The sequence below is a fragment of the Solibacillus silvestris genome (assembly GCF_051967575.1).
Classification (GTDB): Bacteria; Bacillota; Bacilli; order Bacillales_A; family Planococcaceae; genus Solibacillus; species Solibacillus silvestris_B.
Genome location: NZ_JBQCJW010000012.1, coordinates 1 through 16862, shown reverse-complemented (window position 1 = coordinate 16862; position 16862 = coordinate 1). Strand labels below are relative to the sequence as shown.

Here is a 16862-nt window from a genome sequence, read left to right as displayed (position 1 = left end):
TAGCCGTCGAATTTTCGTATAATAGGGAGGTACAACAAATGTTACGCACAATGAATACAGCGACAAATACATTGTCACAAATTCAGCATCAGTTAGATACAATAAGCACAAATATCGCAAACAGCAATACACATGGATATAAAGCACAGCAAGCGAATTTTACGGAAATGCTTTATCAGCAGTTTAATAACGATGAATATGACCGCACTGTGCGCGATACACCTGTAGGCATCCGGTATGGTGTCGGGGCACAAATCGGCTCCATCCAATCAAACCAGACTCAAGGCTCAATCCAAACAACAAACCGTGATCTGGACTTTGCCTTAACGACGAAAAACCAATATTTTAATGTGTTGATGCAAAATGATGAAGGTGAAGTGCAAACAGCTTACACACGTAACGGCAGCTTCTACGTAACACCGACTGAACCTGGAATCGTCACATTGGTCAATGGTGATGGATATCAAGTGGCAGATGCAAATGGCCAGCCGATTACATTCCCGGACGATGTATCACGGTTTACGATGGATTCGGACGGCTCTTTAGTGGCAAGCTATGAAAATGGCACAACATTAAAGTTCCAATTGGGAATTACATCTTTGCAAAAGCCGCAAGTAATGGAAAAGCTGCAAGGCGGCACATATATCGGCTTACCGGAAAACCTGGATGAGCTAGGCTATACAGAGCAGCAGGTTTTAACAAATTTACAGGGCGCAAATCGTCAAGTGGGCATTCAAAAAGGTGCGCTTGAGATGTCGAACGTAGATGTATCAAAAGAGCTGACAAATTTAATTCAGGCACAGCGCTCGTATCAATTCAATACACGTGCGATAACGATTGCGGACCAAATGCTTGGGTTGATCAACGGTATTCGCTAAGCGGTATTTCCGAGGGAGAAATTTTATGACAAATGAGTTAGATAGACGAGTTGAGCAACAAGAGCCTACAGCAAAAAAGACTAGACGTAGCTTAAGGGAAGTTTCCGAGCAAAATACGGATCAGCCTGTTCGCTGGGTCCAGCTTCGTCTAATTCCCATTTGGCTGCGAATTATACTTGTGCTCCTTATATTTGTAGCTGCGGCATATTCAGGTCTCCATGTCGGCTATAGTATTATTGGAGACGGTGCAGCGTCCGATGTTCTTAAATGGGACACATGGCAGCATCTTCTCGATATTATGAATGGGAAAGAGTAGAGGGATTGTCGGGAAGGTCATTTCCGAGCAATCCCTTTGCAACGAAAAAAGTAAAATCTCATTTCGCCTTTTGAAATGAATAGGGAGCAAAAGCCGCAAAATAGTGTACTTTTTCTCCATATTGTGTTGTTCTATAAGTTAATACATAAAAGTGAAATATTATATACATAATATTACAGAGTGAATGAGGGGGATTTTTTTGTTGAACGCAGAGCAAATTCAAAATATATTACCGCACCGCTATCCATTTTTATTAGTCGATCGCATTCTGGAAATTGAAGAAGGAAAGCGTGCACTTGGCTTAAAAAATGTTTCGATTAATGAAGAGTTTTTCAACGGACATTTCCCTGGCTATCCGGTAATGCCGGGTGTATTGATCGTAGAGGCATTGGCACAAGTAGGCGGTGTTGCCCTTTTAAAGGCACCACAATTTAAAGGTCGTCTCGTATTTTTGACAGGTATTGACAATTGCCGTTTCAAGCGCCAAGTTGTGCCGGGCGATCAATTGAAGCTGGAAGTCGAATTTTTAAAATTGCGCGGTCAAATGGGGAAAGGCCGCGGTATTGCAACAGTGGACGGCGAGCTTGCATGCGAATGCGAAATTTTATTTGCAATCGGGCCAGAACAGCCGAAATGACGCGATTTGCATTTATAGCACAAAGATTATAAAATATAAAGGTTGAAGAAATTCTTTAACATCTTTCATCAGAAGCCACCTAATCTTGCTATAAGAGAGAAGCTTCTGGCAAGTTAAGCAATTCGAAAAGAGAATTCTTTGTGAAAGCGCAAAGCTGGATCAAGATACTCGTTTCGTCGAAATATATGAACTATAAACAACGAGCGAACTTTGGCTTTAAACGTAGGAGGTTTTAAAATAGATGTATAAACAACTGTCTTCAGGCGTAAAGATTAGTATTACTCGATCAATTTCGACGTCGTTTGAAGCATATTTAGCAAGCATTGGCTGGGATGAAGATAAATTTTCCATGGAAGACTATATGGCGAGCTGGCAAAACTACTTTAAGGAAAATGCTGCTTGGATTGAAAAAGTGCCGGCAGACGTTTTACTGAGCACGGAGTTTCATGAAGAGATCGCCAAGAAAATGGATGAAGTCATTTCAAAAATTTTAAATGAAGAGCCAACAGAAAAGCAAAAGAAGGAAATTGCGCAATTACAGAAACAATTAGGTACGAATTACAAATTTGACTGTAAAGCAGAAGCCGCTTATGTTGAACAGCTTTTGAAAGATAAATTAAAATAACCGTGTTTTTTTGTAGGATAGATCCTTCTTTTCCCGGGCAATCTATGTACGATCACTTGATGTGATTGATCATTGATTGCATATGGGAAAGGAGGGATTTTTTATGCGAAAATCAGCACTGTTTGTCATGCTTTGTTCGATGCTGCTTCTAGTAGGCTGTAACAGAAACGACAACGACAACGCCCGAAATGATGATACACCGGTGCAGGATGTCGAAAATGGTGTCAATGATGTAATGGATGATACGCGTGATGCCATCGATGATACTGTAGACACTGTCGATCCAAACAGACAAAATGGTCAAGGCCAAACGAATGAAAGCACTATCGACAATAATACGAACACGAACGTACCAGACGGCTCAAGCGGTCCTAATGGTGACAACGGCGTAACAGCACCAGGCGCACCATCCGTCAACCAAGAAGATATAATCGAGGACAAAGAAGACCGAAATGATAAAGACAAAGTAGATAACCATTAAAGAAAAAGGAAATCAGCGTTCATTTAGGATGCTGGTTTCTTTTTTTGGGTGCGGGAGTATTATTCGGGGTGTGCAACATATAAAAAGAAGTAGAACTTGTTAACATAATCCTCAATTTCAGTGAAAATTCATTTGTGTGTGAGGAAGAAAAAGTTTAATCTTCAACTTATTTAAAAATCGATAAAATTAAGCGGAGATTTTCCGCTTATTTGCCCAAGATGGCTCGTTTCAGGGGAAATAAGGGGAGATTTTCCGGTTATGCAAAGAAAAATCCTCTTTTTTCATGTTTTTCAGGTCAATAGGCGGAATTTCTCCGTCTATTGAGGCATTTTTTCATTGTATTTTCTGAATAAGGGGAATTTTTCCGTCTATTTTATTAGAGAGGATACTTAAAATGATTTCCGAACCGGTATAGCGGGTCACTTCATCTCTGCTGCGGGAATCCGCCTCTTTATACCGTCTTGCCGCTTTGCTTAAAATACTTCTGGATTTCTCCGGGGATTTTCATTTCAGCCAGCAAATAAAAAAACTGTACATTCGAAATTGAAGTTCCTAATTAAGAGGACAGAATTTCAGTGTCCTTACTAATATAGCGTCCATCTGATGAGAAAAGCCATTTTCATTTACACATTCAAAATTGCAGAGTAGTCGATGATTTGTGTTAAAAAAGTAATCGGAAGGGGTTTGCTTTAGCTTCACTTCTCCTGATAGCCCACCCTCCAATCGGTGAAACGCTTGCTGGATTGCGCTTGCTTCCATATCCTGGAGCAAAATTCTTTCAGACAACACTTCTGTATAAAGATAATGCCTTGATTTTTGCACTAACTTCACCTTCGCCTTGACTATACAATGTGCAGGGAAACTTGGCAAATGCTGCCGAAATTGCGGTTTCACACAATTCATTTAAGCAAAATGCCGATTTCATTTCATTCAATATGGAATAAAACTAATTTCATAAAAAAACATGGCATTCGAAATTCAAGATCGAGCGCCATGCTTTTTATTTTTGTTGCTTCAATGACGGACGGTTGCGCATACCTTGTTCAAATGCGGCAAGAAGCTCATCATTGCGCAAGCCTTCTTCGAGCAGCTGTCCCAATAATTGCTCGGCATATTTTTTGCGCTGTGCTTTCAAACGTCCTTTTATAAGCACGGAAATTTTATCATCTAAAGTCGTAATGGAATGGACAACAACGGAAAAAGGCGCAGGTTCATTATCTGGAAGCGAAATGATGGCGCGTGCATCCAAAACTTCGCCGGATGTGATGAAATGTTGAAAAAAGTCATGATACGTATTTGATGTAAAGAGCTCTAAAATCCAAAGCTGATGGCTATTTTCCTGATTAATAATAATGCCATCAATTAAAGGGATTTTTTTAATTTCATCGTCAAGCAATAAATCGAAAGCGAGCATTTTAAAAGTCTTCAAATATACATTCCTCCCCTCGATAGTCTTTTGTAAAAGTATAACATATATCAATTGCGAAACTGTCAAATTCAGCAAACCGAAAATATGGCAGACAACGTTAATAAGTCAAAGTTTGTTCAAAATTCCCCCTGCAGCCCGACATGGCAAAAATGAATTTTGAAGCTCCATTTCAACAGAAATGTCCATTTTTCCGTTTTGCAAAAAAGGCGCTGTATCGATTATGCTAAAGCTAATTTCCGAAAGAAGGGAGGTTAATGAATGAATCATGTTGGGCTTGTAGGGCGGACGACGAAAGATGCAATGATCAGGCACCTGTCGGAAGGGCGTGTTCAAACTAATTTTGTATTGGCAATCAATCGCACCTATAAAAATAGTGAAGGGATGGTGGATGCGGATTTCATATCCTGTGTCGCATGGGGAAAAACGGCTGAAGCTATTGTGAAATATTGTGGAAAGGGCTCGCTCATCGGTGTAAAAGGACGCCTGCAATCGAGGACATACTTGAATCGCGAAAATCAAAAAGTATATACGATGGAAGTGAATGCTGAGGATGTCCGATTTTATGCTTTAAAAACCCCTGGTGAAACAGACGCAACGACAGCACCGCCTCCAATTTCCGAAGATTTCGTACTGCCCGAGCACGAAAGCGAACTCGTGGAACAGCCTTAACGATTAATTTCCCCGATCACCATAAATCCATGCAGGAGGTGAACAGCCCAAATCTATTGTTTGACCGCGCAGTAGTACCATTCTTTCTCACAATCCTATAACAACTAAATAAAGTAGTGAAGTAAGCATAAAAAGAGTCTACTTCATGGCGTAAAAGTAGACTCTTCCCATTATTTCAAATTGCTCGTATCAAGGACGAGCAGATCCATTAATTCGGAATCATCAAGCTCGGTCAGCCATTTGCTCGATTGAATCAATTCCTCGGATAGAGCAGATTTCATCGCAATCATTTTATCGATTTTTTCCTCAATCGTTCCTATCGTCACAAATTTATGCACTTGCACAAAACGGGTTTGCCCGATTCGATATGCCCGGTCGGTCGCCTGATTTTCCACTGCAGGATTCCACCAGCGATCGGCATGCAGCACATGTGTCGCGGCTGTTAAGTTAAGCCCCGTACCACCGGCTTTGAGCGATAGCAGAAAGATAGGGAACTCGCCCGCCTGGAATTGCTCGACTAAACGGTCACGCTGCTGTTTCGGCATGCTCCCCGTCAAAAACGGCACATCGACATTATAAAGCTCTGTCAAACAATGCTGGATTAAATTGCCCATCCCGATATATTGTGTAAAGATTAAACATTGCTCGCCATTATCGATAATTTCTTTCGTCATTTCAATAATCCGCTTCAGCTTCACTGATCGATTGACCATGATGCGCGCTTCCTCAAATGGTTCCTTTAAATAAAGGGCAGGGTGATTACATAGCTGCTTCAATTTATTCAGCATTTTCAAAATACGCCCTTTTTTCTCAAACCCTGTCAGCTGTTCGAGCGTTGCGAGCGTATCTTGAATATAGCCTTCATAAAGCGCTGCCTGCTCGGGTGTAAGCGCACAAAATTCAAGAGATTCCTGCTTGTCCGGCAAATTCAGCTGAAGCTCTGGATCGCGTTTCGAGCGCCGCAGCAAAAACGGGCGGATTTTCATGCGCAATACACGCTTATGCGATTCCGATACATCGCGTTCGATCGGTGTTATAAAGCTCTCCGCAAACTTCGTGTAGCTGCCTAAATACCCTTTATGGATAAAATCAAAAATGGCCCATAGCTCTGAAAGCCGGTTTTCAACGGGTGTCCCTGTCAATGCAATATGATGGTCGCCCTTTAATTTACGGATGGCGCGGGATTGCAATGTTTGCATATTTTTGATGTTTTGCGCCTCATCCAAAGCGACAGCCGACCAGTCAATCAGCTGCAGGTCATCCGCATCCTGGGTAACCGTGCCATATGTGGAAAGAATGACGTGCGGACGCTGTGTCGCCACATAGCTTGTTAAGTCTTCCCCTTTTAAACGGCGGGGACCATAATGTGTATACACGTCCAAATCAGGCGCAAAACGCGTCAGCTCCTTTTGCCAGTTGCCCACAACCGAAGTTGGACAGACGATTAATGTAGGCTTGTCAACTTGCAGTACGGATACGGTATGCAGCATGTACGTAATGAGCTGCACTGTTTTACCGAGCCCCATATCGTCCGCTAAACAGGCGCCGAATTTTTGGTCGCGCATAAAGACAAGCCATTCAAAGCCTTCCTGCTGGTATGGGCGCAACTCGGCATGGAGCTTTGCTGGCACATCGACTTTAGGCAAGCCCTTTTTATTTTGGAGCTGCTCAATATACGCCTGGAGCGATTGCTGCATTTCAAAAGCAAAAAGCGGATCATCGCGCTCGGCATCCTCCTCCGAATCATCTTCCAATGGCGCGGTTAAGCTTTCGGGCAGCTCGCGGAATAGTAAATCGCGCACCGTCCAATTTTCCTCTTTTGCCTGTTCCATTAGCTCGCGCATTTCGTTAAGCCACTCGGCATCGATGCGGAACCATTCTGTGCCGACACGAACAAATTCACGTTTCTCATCGACGAGCTTTTTGAATGCTTCTGCCGAGATTTCCTCGCCATTCATCGAAAACTGCCATTTGAACGTTAAAATATCGTCAAGTCCTGCGACACTGCGGACAGATTGGCTGTTTGCACTAACTCGTACACGCATTTTTGATTGTCTTAGTTCCTTAAGCCATGCGGGAAGAATCACCTCAAAGCCCAATGCCTGTAATTTAGTGAGCTCATGCCGCAAAAAATCGCGAACTTCCTGATCATTTAATTGTGCATGAATAAAGTTCGAGCTTTCCGCATTTAATTGAATTAACTCAACTATTTGCTTTTGCAGCTCCTCAACATTATTTGCGATCGTACTCCATTTTTTCGGCAATGCTTCAATAATCGGAAGCTTTCGTTTTGAAGAGGCAGGCGTCCAATGTTTTGCGGAGTTAGGACTAATGAGCACTGTTTCCAAAAGCCAGTTTTCCTCGTTCTCTTCGGGCTCGCTCAGACGCAAAGCCATTTTCACACCATCAAAAATATGGGAAGTTTGCATCGGCCAGCCGCCATTTTGGAAAAACGGTATAAGCGCCAGCGTATCTTCCTTTGTTAGCCCGGCATCCATCAGCTTTTGTTCGACTGCATACTGCAGTAAGCTGTTTTCGAATGCAAAGCCTTCTTCGGTTACGGTCGCCTGCTGCCAAAGCGCCGAATCGGTCCAAAGCGGCAATGTTGCCTGCACTGCCTGAAAGACCTCGGCAGTGTGATTGTCATATGCCTCAAAATCCAAAAAAGGGTGACGATATGCAGGTGATAAAATATCAAGCAAATTGGAAGCGGATATGATTAAATCGCGTTCTTCCAATGATGTGTTCAAACCGAAAAAATTTTGCTCGAACTTGAAAAATAACGTCGGGACCCAGTTTGCTGTCGGTAAAATCAAATCGTTTTTATTGTACGCAGTAGCGCGGAAATAACCGGGACGCAACTCAGAAAGCTGAATGCGAATAACTTTCAGAAAGGGAAGCTTTGTATTGAATAAATAATGCATTGTATTGTTGCGCTTAAAACGCAATGTCACCTCCTAATGGCTGAATATATATGTGAAACCTCATTCCATTGAGGCAATCGGCACTCCGCGGTAGAAGCGGGAGTGCAGCCACAAGCTGATTTATACGAGCAAGTTGCTTTTGTTTATCTCTTCCTGCAGAGCACGCAAACGCTTGTATTGTTGCTGTATGGCCTCGATATATGACGTGAAATAATCGAGTTTGCCGGCCTTTTTCGAGGCATTTTTCATCGCCCGCCAGATTCGGACTGCCTGCTTATAATTTTGGCGCGATTTTTGCTGAATTTCCTCCATCGCATAGTAATGATAAAGTGGGAGCGCGGTTTCGGGAGCTTGTGCAACCACTTCCTTTAGACCGCATTGATCCAAATAAGGAATCGATGATGGATAGAGCTGATGCAGCGCGATCCATTGATCAAATCGGCTATGGCGCAATAAATAATTGGAAAATGATTCAATGCCGTAACGCCCGAATGAAGCATATAACGCAAGCTCTTCCTCTTCCGACAATGCAATTTGTTCATACAAATAATCAAGCTTGCGCGTAAATTTTTGGCGCCTGATCGGAAGCAAATCTTCTTGCACATATGTCTGTAAAAAGGGAAGCGCCTTTTTTAAAATAAGTGTCGCCTCATCAACAAAGCCTTTTCGAAGTGCATAATGCGCAACTTCGATAAAACTTTCCACATTTTTCTCATGCATCGTTTCCACTGCACGCTCTAACGGTGATGTCGTGTCCAGTAAAATATAAAAAATCGACTTCACCACATCCAGATCAATATCCGTTTGAACGCCCCCGCTTTGTTCGAGAATCGATAATTCATAAGTGAAACGTTTTTTCTCGGTAAATAGCTTCGTCCAAAATTGCAAATAAAGGGTTAAGCGGAACGACGAAGCCCCTTTTTCGATAAATAATATATCGCGGACATTTTGCTGCAGCGAATCGAAAAACGGCTCGGTCGCAAATAATTGCGTCGTCTTGCTCAATGCATCGATCGAGCGTTGAATGTGGCTTAATGTATTTTCCAAAAAGAATTGGAAGTAATGGTGCCCCATATCCATTTTCGTCCTGACTGCATGCAAAAGAAAATGTTTCATAATGGCGACTTCCATAAATAAGTGAAAAAGCTCCTGCCACTCTTGCTCATATGGGCGGTGGCGATGGATTTTGGAGCGGATGCTTTCATGAAAATTGGAAATCATATAAGGGTCAATCGGCTGCGAATCTTTAAGCGTGTAATTGAGCACGTCGTCGGCCATTTGCTGCCAGTTTTCAGGACTGCGCTCGGCGGCCAGCGATTTTAGCGGAATCGTTCTTTTGGAGCGCCATATTGAAAGCCATTGCTGCAGTGAAATAAAATACTGAGATAGCTTTAAAATAACGGCAAGCTTATGTCGGCATACTTGCTTTTTAGGACAGCTGCATGTAATGCGCTTTTCCGCGAAATTAATCGTCACTTCCGCTGTGCTTACATCTTGGAGCTGGCAAGACAAAATTTGGCTGTATGGAGAATAATGCGGCGGTCGTATCGCCTGATTGCGCACGGAGAACATCGCGCGCGTCACCAGCTCTGCATCTTCATTGGCGGAAGGGTGGAGTTCCTCTTCATAGGATTGCAATGTATGTTCGATAAAGTCTTTATGGGCATGAGCAATTTCAGAAAATGATAAACTCAAAACGGATTTCCCCTCCTAATCAAAAAAAGTCGTTCCTTCCATTATAATACGAATCGCAGCAAAGCGGTAATGAGAAAGATGCGAATAAATACTTTATGGATAGGGAAGTATAGTTTTTTTAAATATCCACTTATTGGAATGGTACTTTGGATTCGTTTTGACGGAAAATCCGCTTTTTCATGAAGGGTGGAACGTTTTGGAAGTTTGAAACGTTAAAAGTATGGGGAAACTATAAGCAAATAGAAATCGATTAAATTATCGCGAACTTTTTAGTGATCCAATCCATATCATAAAAAAACAGTAGGCCTTTTGACTCGAATAAATGAACAGAGGATTGAAAAGAAATTTAGTGAAGGAGGAATTCAAATGATTCAGGTACAGTTCATGAAGCCATTCTATACAAAAATGACGGGCACAAAATTACGCTTAGTCTTTGCATATCAATATTTTTCAATCACAAAAGATGAGGAAATTTTTCACTTCATCCCGATTGAAGGAAAAGAAATGATCGTCGATTTAAATTCAATGCAGGTGGAAAATTTATCCGAAGTATTCGTTTTCCAGCGCGGCAACCGCTTTGTGCGTCTTCCGCTTTATCAGCTATTGCTCGTCTCCAATGTACACGAATATTTAATGCCGATTATCGAAAGCGTATCCACTCAGGTAAAGCCGGCCAAAAACGAAAAACTGTATAAGTTCACCGAGGAAGTTGAAAGTATTGTGCGTACTCTAGAGGAAAACAATTTATCCCGCCTGATCGACGATGCGCTCGAATCCCGCGACGAAGCATTATTCCACGACTTGATGGCAGAAAAGGCGAAATTAACTGGAGGCTACGCATCGTGATAGTCCAAAACCCACATTAAACCCTGTTAGCGAATGATGGCTGACGGGGTTTTTTCTGTTGATTATGTATATGGAAATGCATAAAAGTGAAAAGTCATATCCATTCGTGAACAATTTATTGTGCAACTAAATATGAAGGGGGGATATTTTTCGGAATTTGAGGACTAAATTAATGAAGACATCCCCATTCTTCCACGCAATCGCTCCCCTCAACTTATCGATAGCACCCATCATCAACCGAGAAAACTTTCCTTTTACCCCACTAACCGAACACTTTCACCATTAATAAGTATAACAACCCCGACAAAGGGAAAAACTTAATTGAAGGGTAACTATCAATCTGAAGCGTCTAAAACAAGCCGCAAATTCGTAAAAAGAGACGCAGCACTCTTTTCACAAATTCAGCATATTCGCTCTTCATTGCACTGCAAAAAAGAAAAACTATTTCACACAGCGATTAGAAAGTTGTATACTGTACTGCAGGACTATTTTTTTCAAGCATTTATTGTGCAACCATTCGTCCCGATCTTTCGTTACATAGAAGAGCGGGATTTTGGAACCGTATGAAGTGATCCCGATCATTTCGGCAATTAGATGCGGAATAAATTATATTATAATAAAACAATGAGATATAGGCGTTTTTGAAAGTGAAAGGGAGAAAGGATCATGACAAAATCAATCTGTGTCGTTGGGTTAGGGTATATCGGTTTACCAACGGCGGTAATGTTTGCAAATCACGGTGTAAAGGTGCACGGTGTTGATGTGAACCCGGCAGCTGTGAAAAGTATTCAGGAAAAACAATTACATATCGAGGAAAATGGCTTGCAGGAACGTTTGGATAAAGCGGTGGATGAAGGCTTTTTAACAGCATCCACAACACCGGTCGCTTCGGATGTGTTCATTGTTGCAGTGCCGTCACCGATCAATCCGGACAATACAGCGAATTTAGAATATGTGCGTCAAGCAACGGCTTCAATCGTGCCTTTCGTGAAAAAGGGCGATTTAGTTATTTTAGAATCAACAGTTCCACCAAAAACTGTGGAAAATGTGATGCTGCCAGAATTAGTGAAGTCGGGTCTTGAAATTGGCACAGAGCTATTTGTAGCCCATTCTCCAGAGCGTGTTATTCCGGGACGCATTTTCGAGGAGCTTGTAAACAATGACCGCATTGTAGGGGGGATTTCCCGAAAATCGGCCGAGCTTACAAAAGAACTGTACGAAACATTTGTAAAAGGTGCAATCCATTTAACAGATGCGACGACGGCTGAACTTGTAAAAGTAATGGAAAACACTTATCGTGATGTGAACATTGCCTTTGCAAACGAGCTTGCGAAAATGGCGGAGAAATTGGATGTGAACATTTGGGAAGCGATTAAATTTGCGAACTATCACCCACGTGTAAATGTGCATTTCCCTGGTCCAGGTGTAGGCGGCCATTGTATCGCGGTAGATCCATGGTTTTTAGTGGAGCTGGGCGGCGAGCAGGCACAGATCATTCACCTGTCCCGTAATACGAATGATTCAATGCCAAGCTTTACAGCGCAAAAAACACAAGCCATTTTAAATAAAAACGGGATTGCCGGTGCAACAGTTGCCGCTCTAGGTTTAGCATTCAAAGGAAATGTAGATGATATGCGCGAAAGCCCATCGACAATCGTAATCGATGAATTGCAAAAACTGGGCTTGACGGTTGTATCGCATGACCCGCATATTAAGCAAAATAAACACGAGACACAAACACAGAGCATGCAAGAAGCATTGGAACAAGCGGATATTTTAGTATTCTTGACAGACCATAAAGAATTCAGAGAGCTTGACCCGGCAACATTGAACGCGAAAAGCAAAATCGTGTTTGATACGAAAAATTGCCTGAACCGCGAAGCATGGGAAAAAGCAGGCTTCCAGTTCCACTTGCTTGGAGACGCGAAGAACTAATAATGCAATGTGGGCAGTGCGTATGATGCGTACTGCCTGTTCTTTTTATGAAGCAATATATGGAGCAATATTCAGAAGGGAAGAGCGTATATGAAGGAAACGGTGCTCGGCATACAAGTAAATACCGAAAGCTATGATGAGCTGCTGCCATTAGTATTCGACCAAATCGAAAAGCAGCAGAAGTCTTTAATTGTCGCCATCAATCCTGAAAAAATCATTAAGGCAAAAGAAGACCCGGCTTTGAGGACATTGCTGAATAATGCAGAGTTTCAAATTCCGGATGGCATCGGCGTCATTTTAGCTTCGAAAATTCAAAAAGGCCAAATTACATCACGCGTAACAGGTGTCGATATGATGCTCCGCCTTTGTGAAGAAGCGGCAAAACGCAAGAAGGCGATCTTTTTATATGGCGGGAAGCCCGGCATTGCCGACAAAGCAGCCGAAAAATTGAAGGAGCTTTACCCGGCCATCGAAATCGCAGGCACGCAAGACGGCTATGAGAAGGACAACCAAAAAGTGCTTGATAAGATCAATGAAGCAAAGCCCGATCTATTATTCGTGGCGATGGGCTCGCCAAAGCAGGAAAACTGGATCAACTCAAACCGCGACCAGCTGCACCCGACCATTTACCAAGGAGTGGGAGGCTCGTTTGATGTGCTCGCAGGAAATGTGAAGCGTGCTCCAGAAGCTTTCCAAAAAGTGGGGATGGAATGGTTTTACCGTTTAATGAAGGAACCGCACCGCATTAAACGCCAAATCGCCTTGCCTTTATTCTTATTGGAAGTAGCGCGCAAATCGAAAGTCGATAAATAATTTCAAAAAAAATAATGTAATCTTTGTAATATTTGGTTGTTTATTTGTAACGATAGTGTTACACTGTAGTCAGTAGTAAGATTTCCTCTACGATATACAATAGAATTTTAAACTTTTCCCTGCAAGGAAAATCGGTTGGTAGCCCGAGAAAAAGGCTTTAGCATCTATATGCTAAGGCCTTTTTCTTTTTTTTTTGTGCCTAAATAATCTTTCTGGTGCGCTTTTCAAAACCCGGTCACAAATTATATATATATCTTCGCAACGATATATGTGACTAAAATAGACAACCTTTTAATCTTTTATTTTGTCGAATTTTAGCGAATCAGTTCTATAAATCAGCAGCATTAATACAATAGCAAAGTAGTAAAAAATATGTTCACATAAATAATTATTATTTTATAAAAGTAATATGATAGTAATATTAGTAATATTTATAAAACGGCTAAAAGCATTGGTACTGTTGCATTATATAACCAGTAAATATCCATCATTATGAAATATAATATGATTATTACCATGGTAAAATGTTATATTAATATAAAATTTGAGATAATGTGGTAAAGAAAATGTTGTTTTTGGTAGTGGATGTATGGCATAATTAAAGAAATTTTAAGTTATCTGAATATATTTGCCGGATCATATCTTCAAATCAATAAAACAGGTTAATTGTGGTTTTGTTGGGAAAAAAAGATTGACATAGTAAATGTATACTACTAGAATTTATGTGTAGTTAGTTTTTCTGCACATTTTTCGTGTGGGTAACTAAAAATATTATTTTGACTTATGAGGAGGAAATTTTTCAATGGCTAACCAACCAAAGAAATACAAAAAGTTCGTAGCAACAGCTGCGACAGCTACATTAGTAGCATCTGCAATCGTACCAGTTGCATCTGCTGCATCATTATCTGACATCTCTGGTAACACACACGAGGGCGCAATCAACGCTTTAGTTGATGCAAAAGTAATCTCTGGATATCCAGATGGCACTTTCAAACCTAACAAAGAATTAACTCGTTCTGACGTAGTTAAATTATTAGGTAAATACTTAGTGTCTCAAGGTCACTCAGTACCAGCTGATGCGACTTCAAATCCACGTTTCTCAGATTTATCTTCTAAATCTAACAAAGAGTTATTAGAGTATGCAGCAGTAGTTGCTGACGCCGGCGTTTTCGCTGGTTCAAACGGCAAATTATTAGCTGGCGACGCGATCACTCGTGAAAACATGGCTATCGTACTTGTACGTATGGTAAACACATTAAAAGATGTAAGCCTTGAAGAGTATATTGCTTCTCAAGACTTCACTCGTGAAGTAAAAGACATCAACGCTGCTAAAGCAGAAGCTCGCACAGCAATCGATGTATTAGACTTCTACGATATCACTACTGTGACTAACTTCTTACCAAAGAACACAGTAACTCGTGGTCAATTCGCTACATTCTTAAACAACGTAATCAATGCTGACTTCACTGGTGCTTCTGCTTCATCAGGCGCTGTTAAAGCAATTAACAATACAACTGTTGAAGTTGCTTTCGCTTCTGATATCGAAGACATTAAAGACTTGACGTTCACTATTGATGGCTTAAAAGTAACTAATGCTATCGTTAAACAAACTGCTAAAAATGTTGCAGTATTAACTACTGAAGCACAAGAAGGCGGTAAAGAGTACACTGTATCAGTTGATGGCACTGAAATCGGTAAATTCACTGGTATCGCAGCTGTAATTCCAACTGAAATCAAAGTTGAAACTACTTCTATCCAATCTAAAGTTGGTCAACAAGTAACTTTAAAAGCTACTACAACTCCAGGTGCTGCAGTGACTTTCAACGTACAAGCTACTGGTAACAGCTTAAATGAAAATAAAAAATATGAAGTAACTGCTGGTACTGATGGTGTTGCTACTTACACTTACACTCAATACGGTGTTGCTGGTGTAGATAATGTAACAGTATATCCAACAGGTGCTCCAAGCTTATTAGGTTATGCTAAAGTTTACTGGGGTCAAGATACTATCTTAACTGTAGATACAGATGAGAAAACAATTGACAATGGAGCTAACCGTACTTATACAGTAACTTACAAAGATCCAACTTCTGGTCAACCATTATCAGGCAAAACTTTAAATGTTACTTTTAAAGAAAACTTAAATGATATTGATGGATCAAAAACTAACGATACTACAGCTTCTATTCGTAAAATCGACGGTTTATATGTAACACCATACCAAGATTCAGCTGCTACAGCAGGTTCACACCGTGAAGAAACATTCACAGTAGTTACAAATTCTGTAGGTCAAGCTACATTCGTAGTAACTGGTAAAAACACAACTGCTACACCAATCGTATTCGCTGATGCAGATGCAAACAACCGTTACGGTGCAACAGAATTACAAGCAGTTGCTGGTGCAGCTAAATTCCAAGGGGTACAATCTCCTTACACTATTACATTTGATCGTACAGCGGACTTCGTAGCTGCTATGAGTGAAGAATATGGTCAACAAAACCCAATCGCTTACAAAGTAAAAGTTGTAACTGATAAGAAAAATGACAAGGGTGAACCAATTCCATATGCTGGTGCAACTATTAAAGTAGCAATTCAACAAAACCAAGATGCTTCTTTATCTAATAATACACCTGCACAAATCGCTACTTCTTCAGACGGTTCATACACTACAAATGGTGTAGTTTCATTAGTAACTAATGCTAATGGTGAAGCAACTGTTTATTTAAAATCAGCTGTAGACAATACTAAAGCTACTCCTGTAGCATGGATTGATTTAAACACAGCTGGTAACAATGCAGCAGTTGGTAATGACAAGCTAGAAGATGGCGAACCAAATGCAGTAGCACCAACAGTAACATTCTTAAAATCAGTAGTAGTAGGTCCTAATTACAAATTAAACACACCAACTGCTGGATCATTTATTCAAGGCGACACAATGGTTTGGAACGCAACATTAACAAACCAAAGTGGTAATGCTTCTGAAACAGCCGGTATCAAAAATGCGACGTACACAATTACGAATACATCTAACTCAATTCAAACAATTAACCCGCGTTTAGTGGATGCAGCAGGAACTAACTATACTGGTTTAACAATCACGTATGCTGGTCAAACTCAAACTCAAGGTTTTGTAAATGGTTCATCAGTACGATTAGAGCCAGGCACAACTGTAACAATTCACGGTAATGCACCTGGTTTAGTAGCAGCAACTTCAACTGTGGCTGAATACTCAAATACAAACGATGCGTTATTAGAAGTTGTAGCGCCAAATCAAGCTGGTAAAATTTCAGTATCTTCATATACAACAACTGTACGTAAAACAGTTACTCAAGATACTCGTAATAACAACAACACTTATACAAACGATGCAAAAGAAGCACAATATATTGCTTCAACATTAGCTACAGGAACTGTAACTGGTGAAGTGATTGGTTATGAAGTAGTAGATAAAACTGCTACAGCTAACAAATTCAAATTGTCATCACCTGCAACGTACTATGGTCGTGTAGTAGTTCAAGAACGTTTCACTAACGTTGTTAACCCCCTCTGTTAGGATAGATGTCGTACCGAGCTAACGTGATATGATTAAGTAAAATACACGGAGGTCGAGACGA

At 41.0% G+C, this 16862-nt stretch carries 13 protein-coding genes; 10 read left to right on the top strand and 3 right to left on the bottom strand.

What is annotated here, in order from left to right:
• Nucleotides 1-38: 38 nt before the first annotated feature.
• The 5 genes from ACTHOQ_RS09710 to ACTHOQ_RS09690 all read left to right on the top strand — a co-directional run bounded on the left by ACTHOQ_RS09710 (nt 39) and on the right by ACTHOQ_RS09690 (nt 2937).
• Nucleotides 39-878, top strand: a complete 840-nt coding sequence (locus ACTHOQ_RS09710; protein WP_440495799.1) for a flagellar hook-basal body protein — start codon at nt 39-41, stop codon at nt 876-878.
• A 25-nt stretch (nt 879-903) separates the two neighbouring features.
• On the top strand, nt 904-1194 hold the full coding sequence (locus ACTHOQ_RS09705; RefSeq protein ID WP_440495798.1) for a DNA-directed RNA polymerase subunit beta: 291 nt from the start codon (nt 904-906) through the stop codon (nt 1192-1194).
• Between the two features lie 199 nt (nt 1195-1393).
• Nucleotides 1394-1831, top strand: coding sequence for a 3-hydroxyacyl-ACP dehydratase FabZ (fabZ, locus tag ACTHOQ_RS09700; RefSeq protein WP_440495797.1), 438 nt, complete (start codon nt 1394-1396; stop codon nt 1829-1831).
• Nucleotides 1832-2072: 241 nt separating this feature from the next.
• Complete coding sequence (locus ACTHOQ_RS09695; protein ID WP_440495796.1) at nt 2073-2456, top strand: hypothetical protein; 384 nt, start codon at nt 2073-2075, stop codon at nt 2454-2456.
• Between the two features lie 103 nt (nt 2457-2559).
• Nucleotides 2560-2937, top strand: coding sequence for a hypothetical protein (locus ACTHOQ_RS09690; RefSeq protein ID WP_440495794.1), 378 nt, complete (start codon nt 2560-2562; stop codon nt 2935-2937).
• A gap of 1000 nt (nt 2938-3937) precedes the next feature.
• On the opposite strand, the gene ACTHOQ_RS09685 is transcribed toward ACTHOQ_RS09690, so the two are convergent.
• Nucleotides 3938-4366, bottom strand: coding sequence for a YwpF family protein (locus ACTHOQ_RS09685; protein ID WP_440495793.1), 429 nt, complete (start codon nt 4364-4366; stop codon nt 3938-3940).
• 258 nt (nt 4367-4624) lie between these two features.
• Between ACTHOQ_RS09685 and ACTHOQ_RS09680 the strand changes: the two genes are divergently transcribed.
• A complete protein-coding gene (locus ACTHOQ_RS09680) occupies nt 4625-5035 on the top strand; it encodes a single-stranded DNA-binding protein (protein WP_440495791.1) in 411 nt (136 codons plus the stop codon).
• 170 nt (nt 5036-5205) lie between these two features.
• Here the strand turns inward: ACTHOQ_RS09680 and ACTHOQ_RS09675 are convergent, their stop codons facing one another.
• Together ACTHOQ_RS09675 and ACTHOQ_RS09670 are read right to left on the bottom strand one after the other, a co-directional pair.
• The gene (locus ACTHOQ_RS09675) at nt 5206-7959 is read right to left on the bottom strand and encodes a DEAD/DEAH box helicase (RefSeq protein ID WP_440495922.1); all 2754 of its coding nucleotides are present in this window, start codon (nt 7957-7959) and stop codon (nt 5206-5208) included.
• A gap of 120 nt (nt 7960-8079) precedes the next feature.
• Nucleotides 8080-9654, bottom strand: coding sequence for an SWIM zinc finger family protein (locus tag ACTHOQ_RS09670; protein WP_440495790.1), 1575 nt, complete (start codon nt 9652-9654; stop codon nt 8080-8082).
• 366 nt (nt 9655-10020) lie between these two features.
• Between ACTHOQ_RS09670 and ACTHOQ_RS09665 the strand changes: the two genes are divergently transcribed.
• From ACTHOQ_RS09665 to ACTHOQ_RS09650, 4 genes are all read left to right on the top strand, one after another.
• Complete coding sequence (locus ACTHOQ_RS09665) at nt 10021-10500, top strand: IDEAL domain-containing protein (protein ID WP_440495789.1); 480 nt, start codon at nt 10021-10023, stop codon at nt 10498-10500.
• Between the two features lie 666 nt (nt 10501-11166).
• Nucleotides 11167-12435 carry a nucleotide sugar dehydrogenase gene (locus tag ACTHOQ_RS09660; RefSeq protein WP_440495788.1) on the top strand — a complete coding sequence of 423 codons (1269 nt, stop codon included), beginning with the start codon at nt 11167-11169 and terminating at the stop codon, nt 12433-12435.
• Between the two features lie 90 nt (nt 12436-12525).
• Nucleotides 12526-13248, top strand: a complete 723-nt coding sequence (locus ACTHOQ_RS09655) for a WecB/TagA/CpsF family glycosyltransferase (protein WP_440495787.1) — start codon at nt 12526-12528, stop codon at nt 13246-13248.
• An 802-nt stretch (nt 13249-14050) separates the two neighbouring features.
• A complete protein-coding gene (locus ACTHOQ_RS09650) occupies nt 14051-16801 on the top strand; it encodes an S-layer homology domain-containing protein (RefSeq protein WP_440495786.1) in 2751 nt (916 codons plus the stop codon).
• The last annotated feature ends 61 nt before the right edge of the window (nt 16802-16862 follow it).

What these genes read in the sequence shown, in the direction of transcription:
- ACTHOQ_RS09675 (WP_440495922.1), bottom strand. Translation starts at nt 7,959, where the DNA reads ATGCATTATTTATTCAATACAAAGCTTCCCTTTCTGAAAGTTATTCGC.
- ACTHOQ_RS09705 (WP_440495798.1), top strand. Translation starts at nt 904, where the DNA reads ATGACAAATGAGTTAGATAGACGAGTTGAGCAACAAGAGCCTACAGCA.
- ACTHOQ_RS09655 (WP_440495787.1), top strand. Translation starts at nt 12,526, where the DNA reads ATGAAGGAAACGGTGCTCGGCATACAAGTAAATACCGAAAGCTATGAT.
- ACTHOQ_RS09690 (WP_440495794.1), top strand. Translation starts at nt 2,560, where the DNA reads ATGCGAAAATCAGCACTGTTTGTCATGCTTTGTTCGATGCTGCTTCTA.
- ACTHOQ_RS09665 (WP_440495789.1), top strand. Translation starts at nt 10,021, where the DNA reads ATGATTCAGGTACAGTTCATGAAGCCATTCTATACAAAAATGACGGGC.
- ACTHOQ_RS09650 (WP_440495786.1), top strand. Translation starts at nt 14,051, where the DNA reads ATGGCTAACCAACCAAAGAAATACAAAAAGTTCGTAGCAACAGCTGCG.
- ACTHOQ_RS09695 (WP_440495796.1), top strand. Translation starts at nt 2,073, where the DNA reads ATGTATAAACAACTGTCTTCAGGCGTAAAGATTAGTATTACTCGATCA.
- ACTHOQ_RS09660 (WP_440495788.1), top strand. Translation starts at nt 11,167, where the DNA reads ATGACAAAATCAATCTGTGTCGTTGGGTTAGGGTATATCGGTTTACCA.
- ACTHOQ_RS09710 (WP_440495799.1), top strand. Translation starts at nt 39, where the DNA reads ATGTTACGCACAATGAATACAGCGACAAATACATTGTCACAAATTCAG.
- ACTHOQ_RS09680 (WP_440495791.1), top strand. Translation starts at nt 4,625, where the DNA reads ATGAATCATGTTGGGCTTGTAGGGCGGACGACGAAAGATGCAATGATC.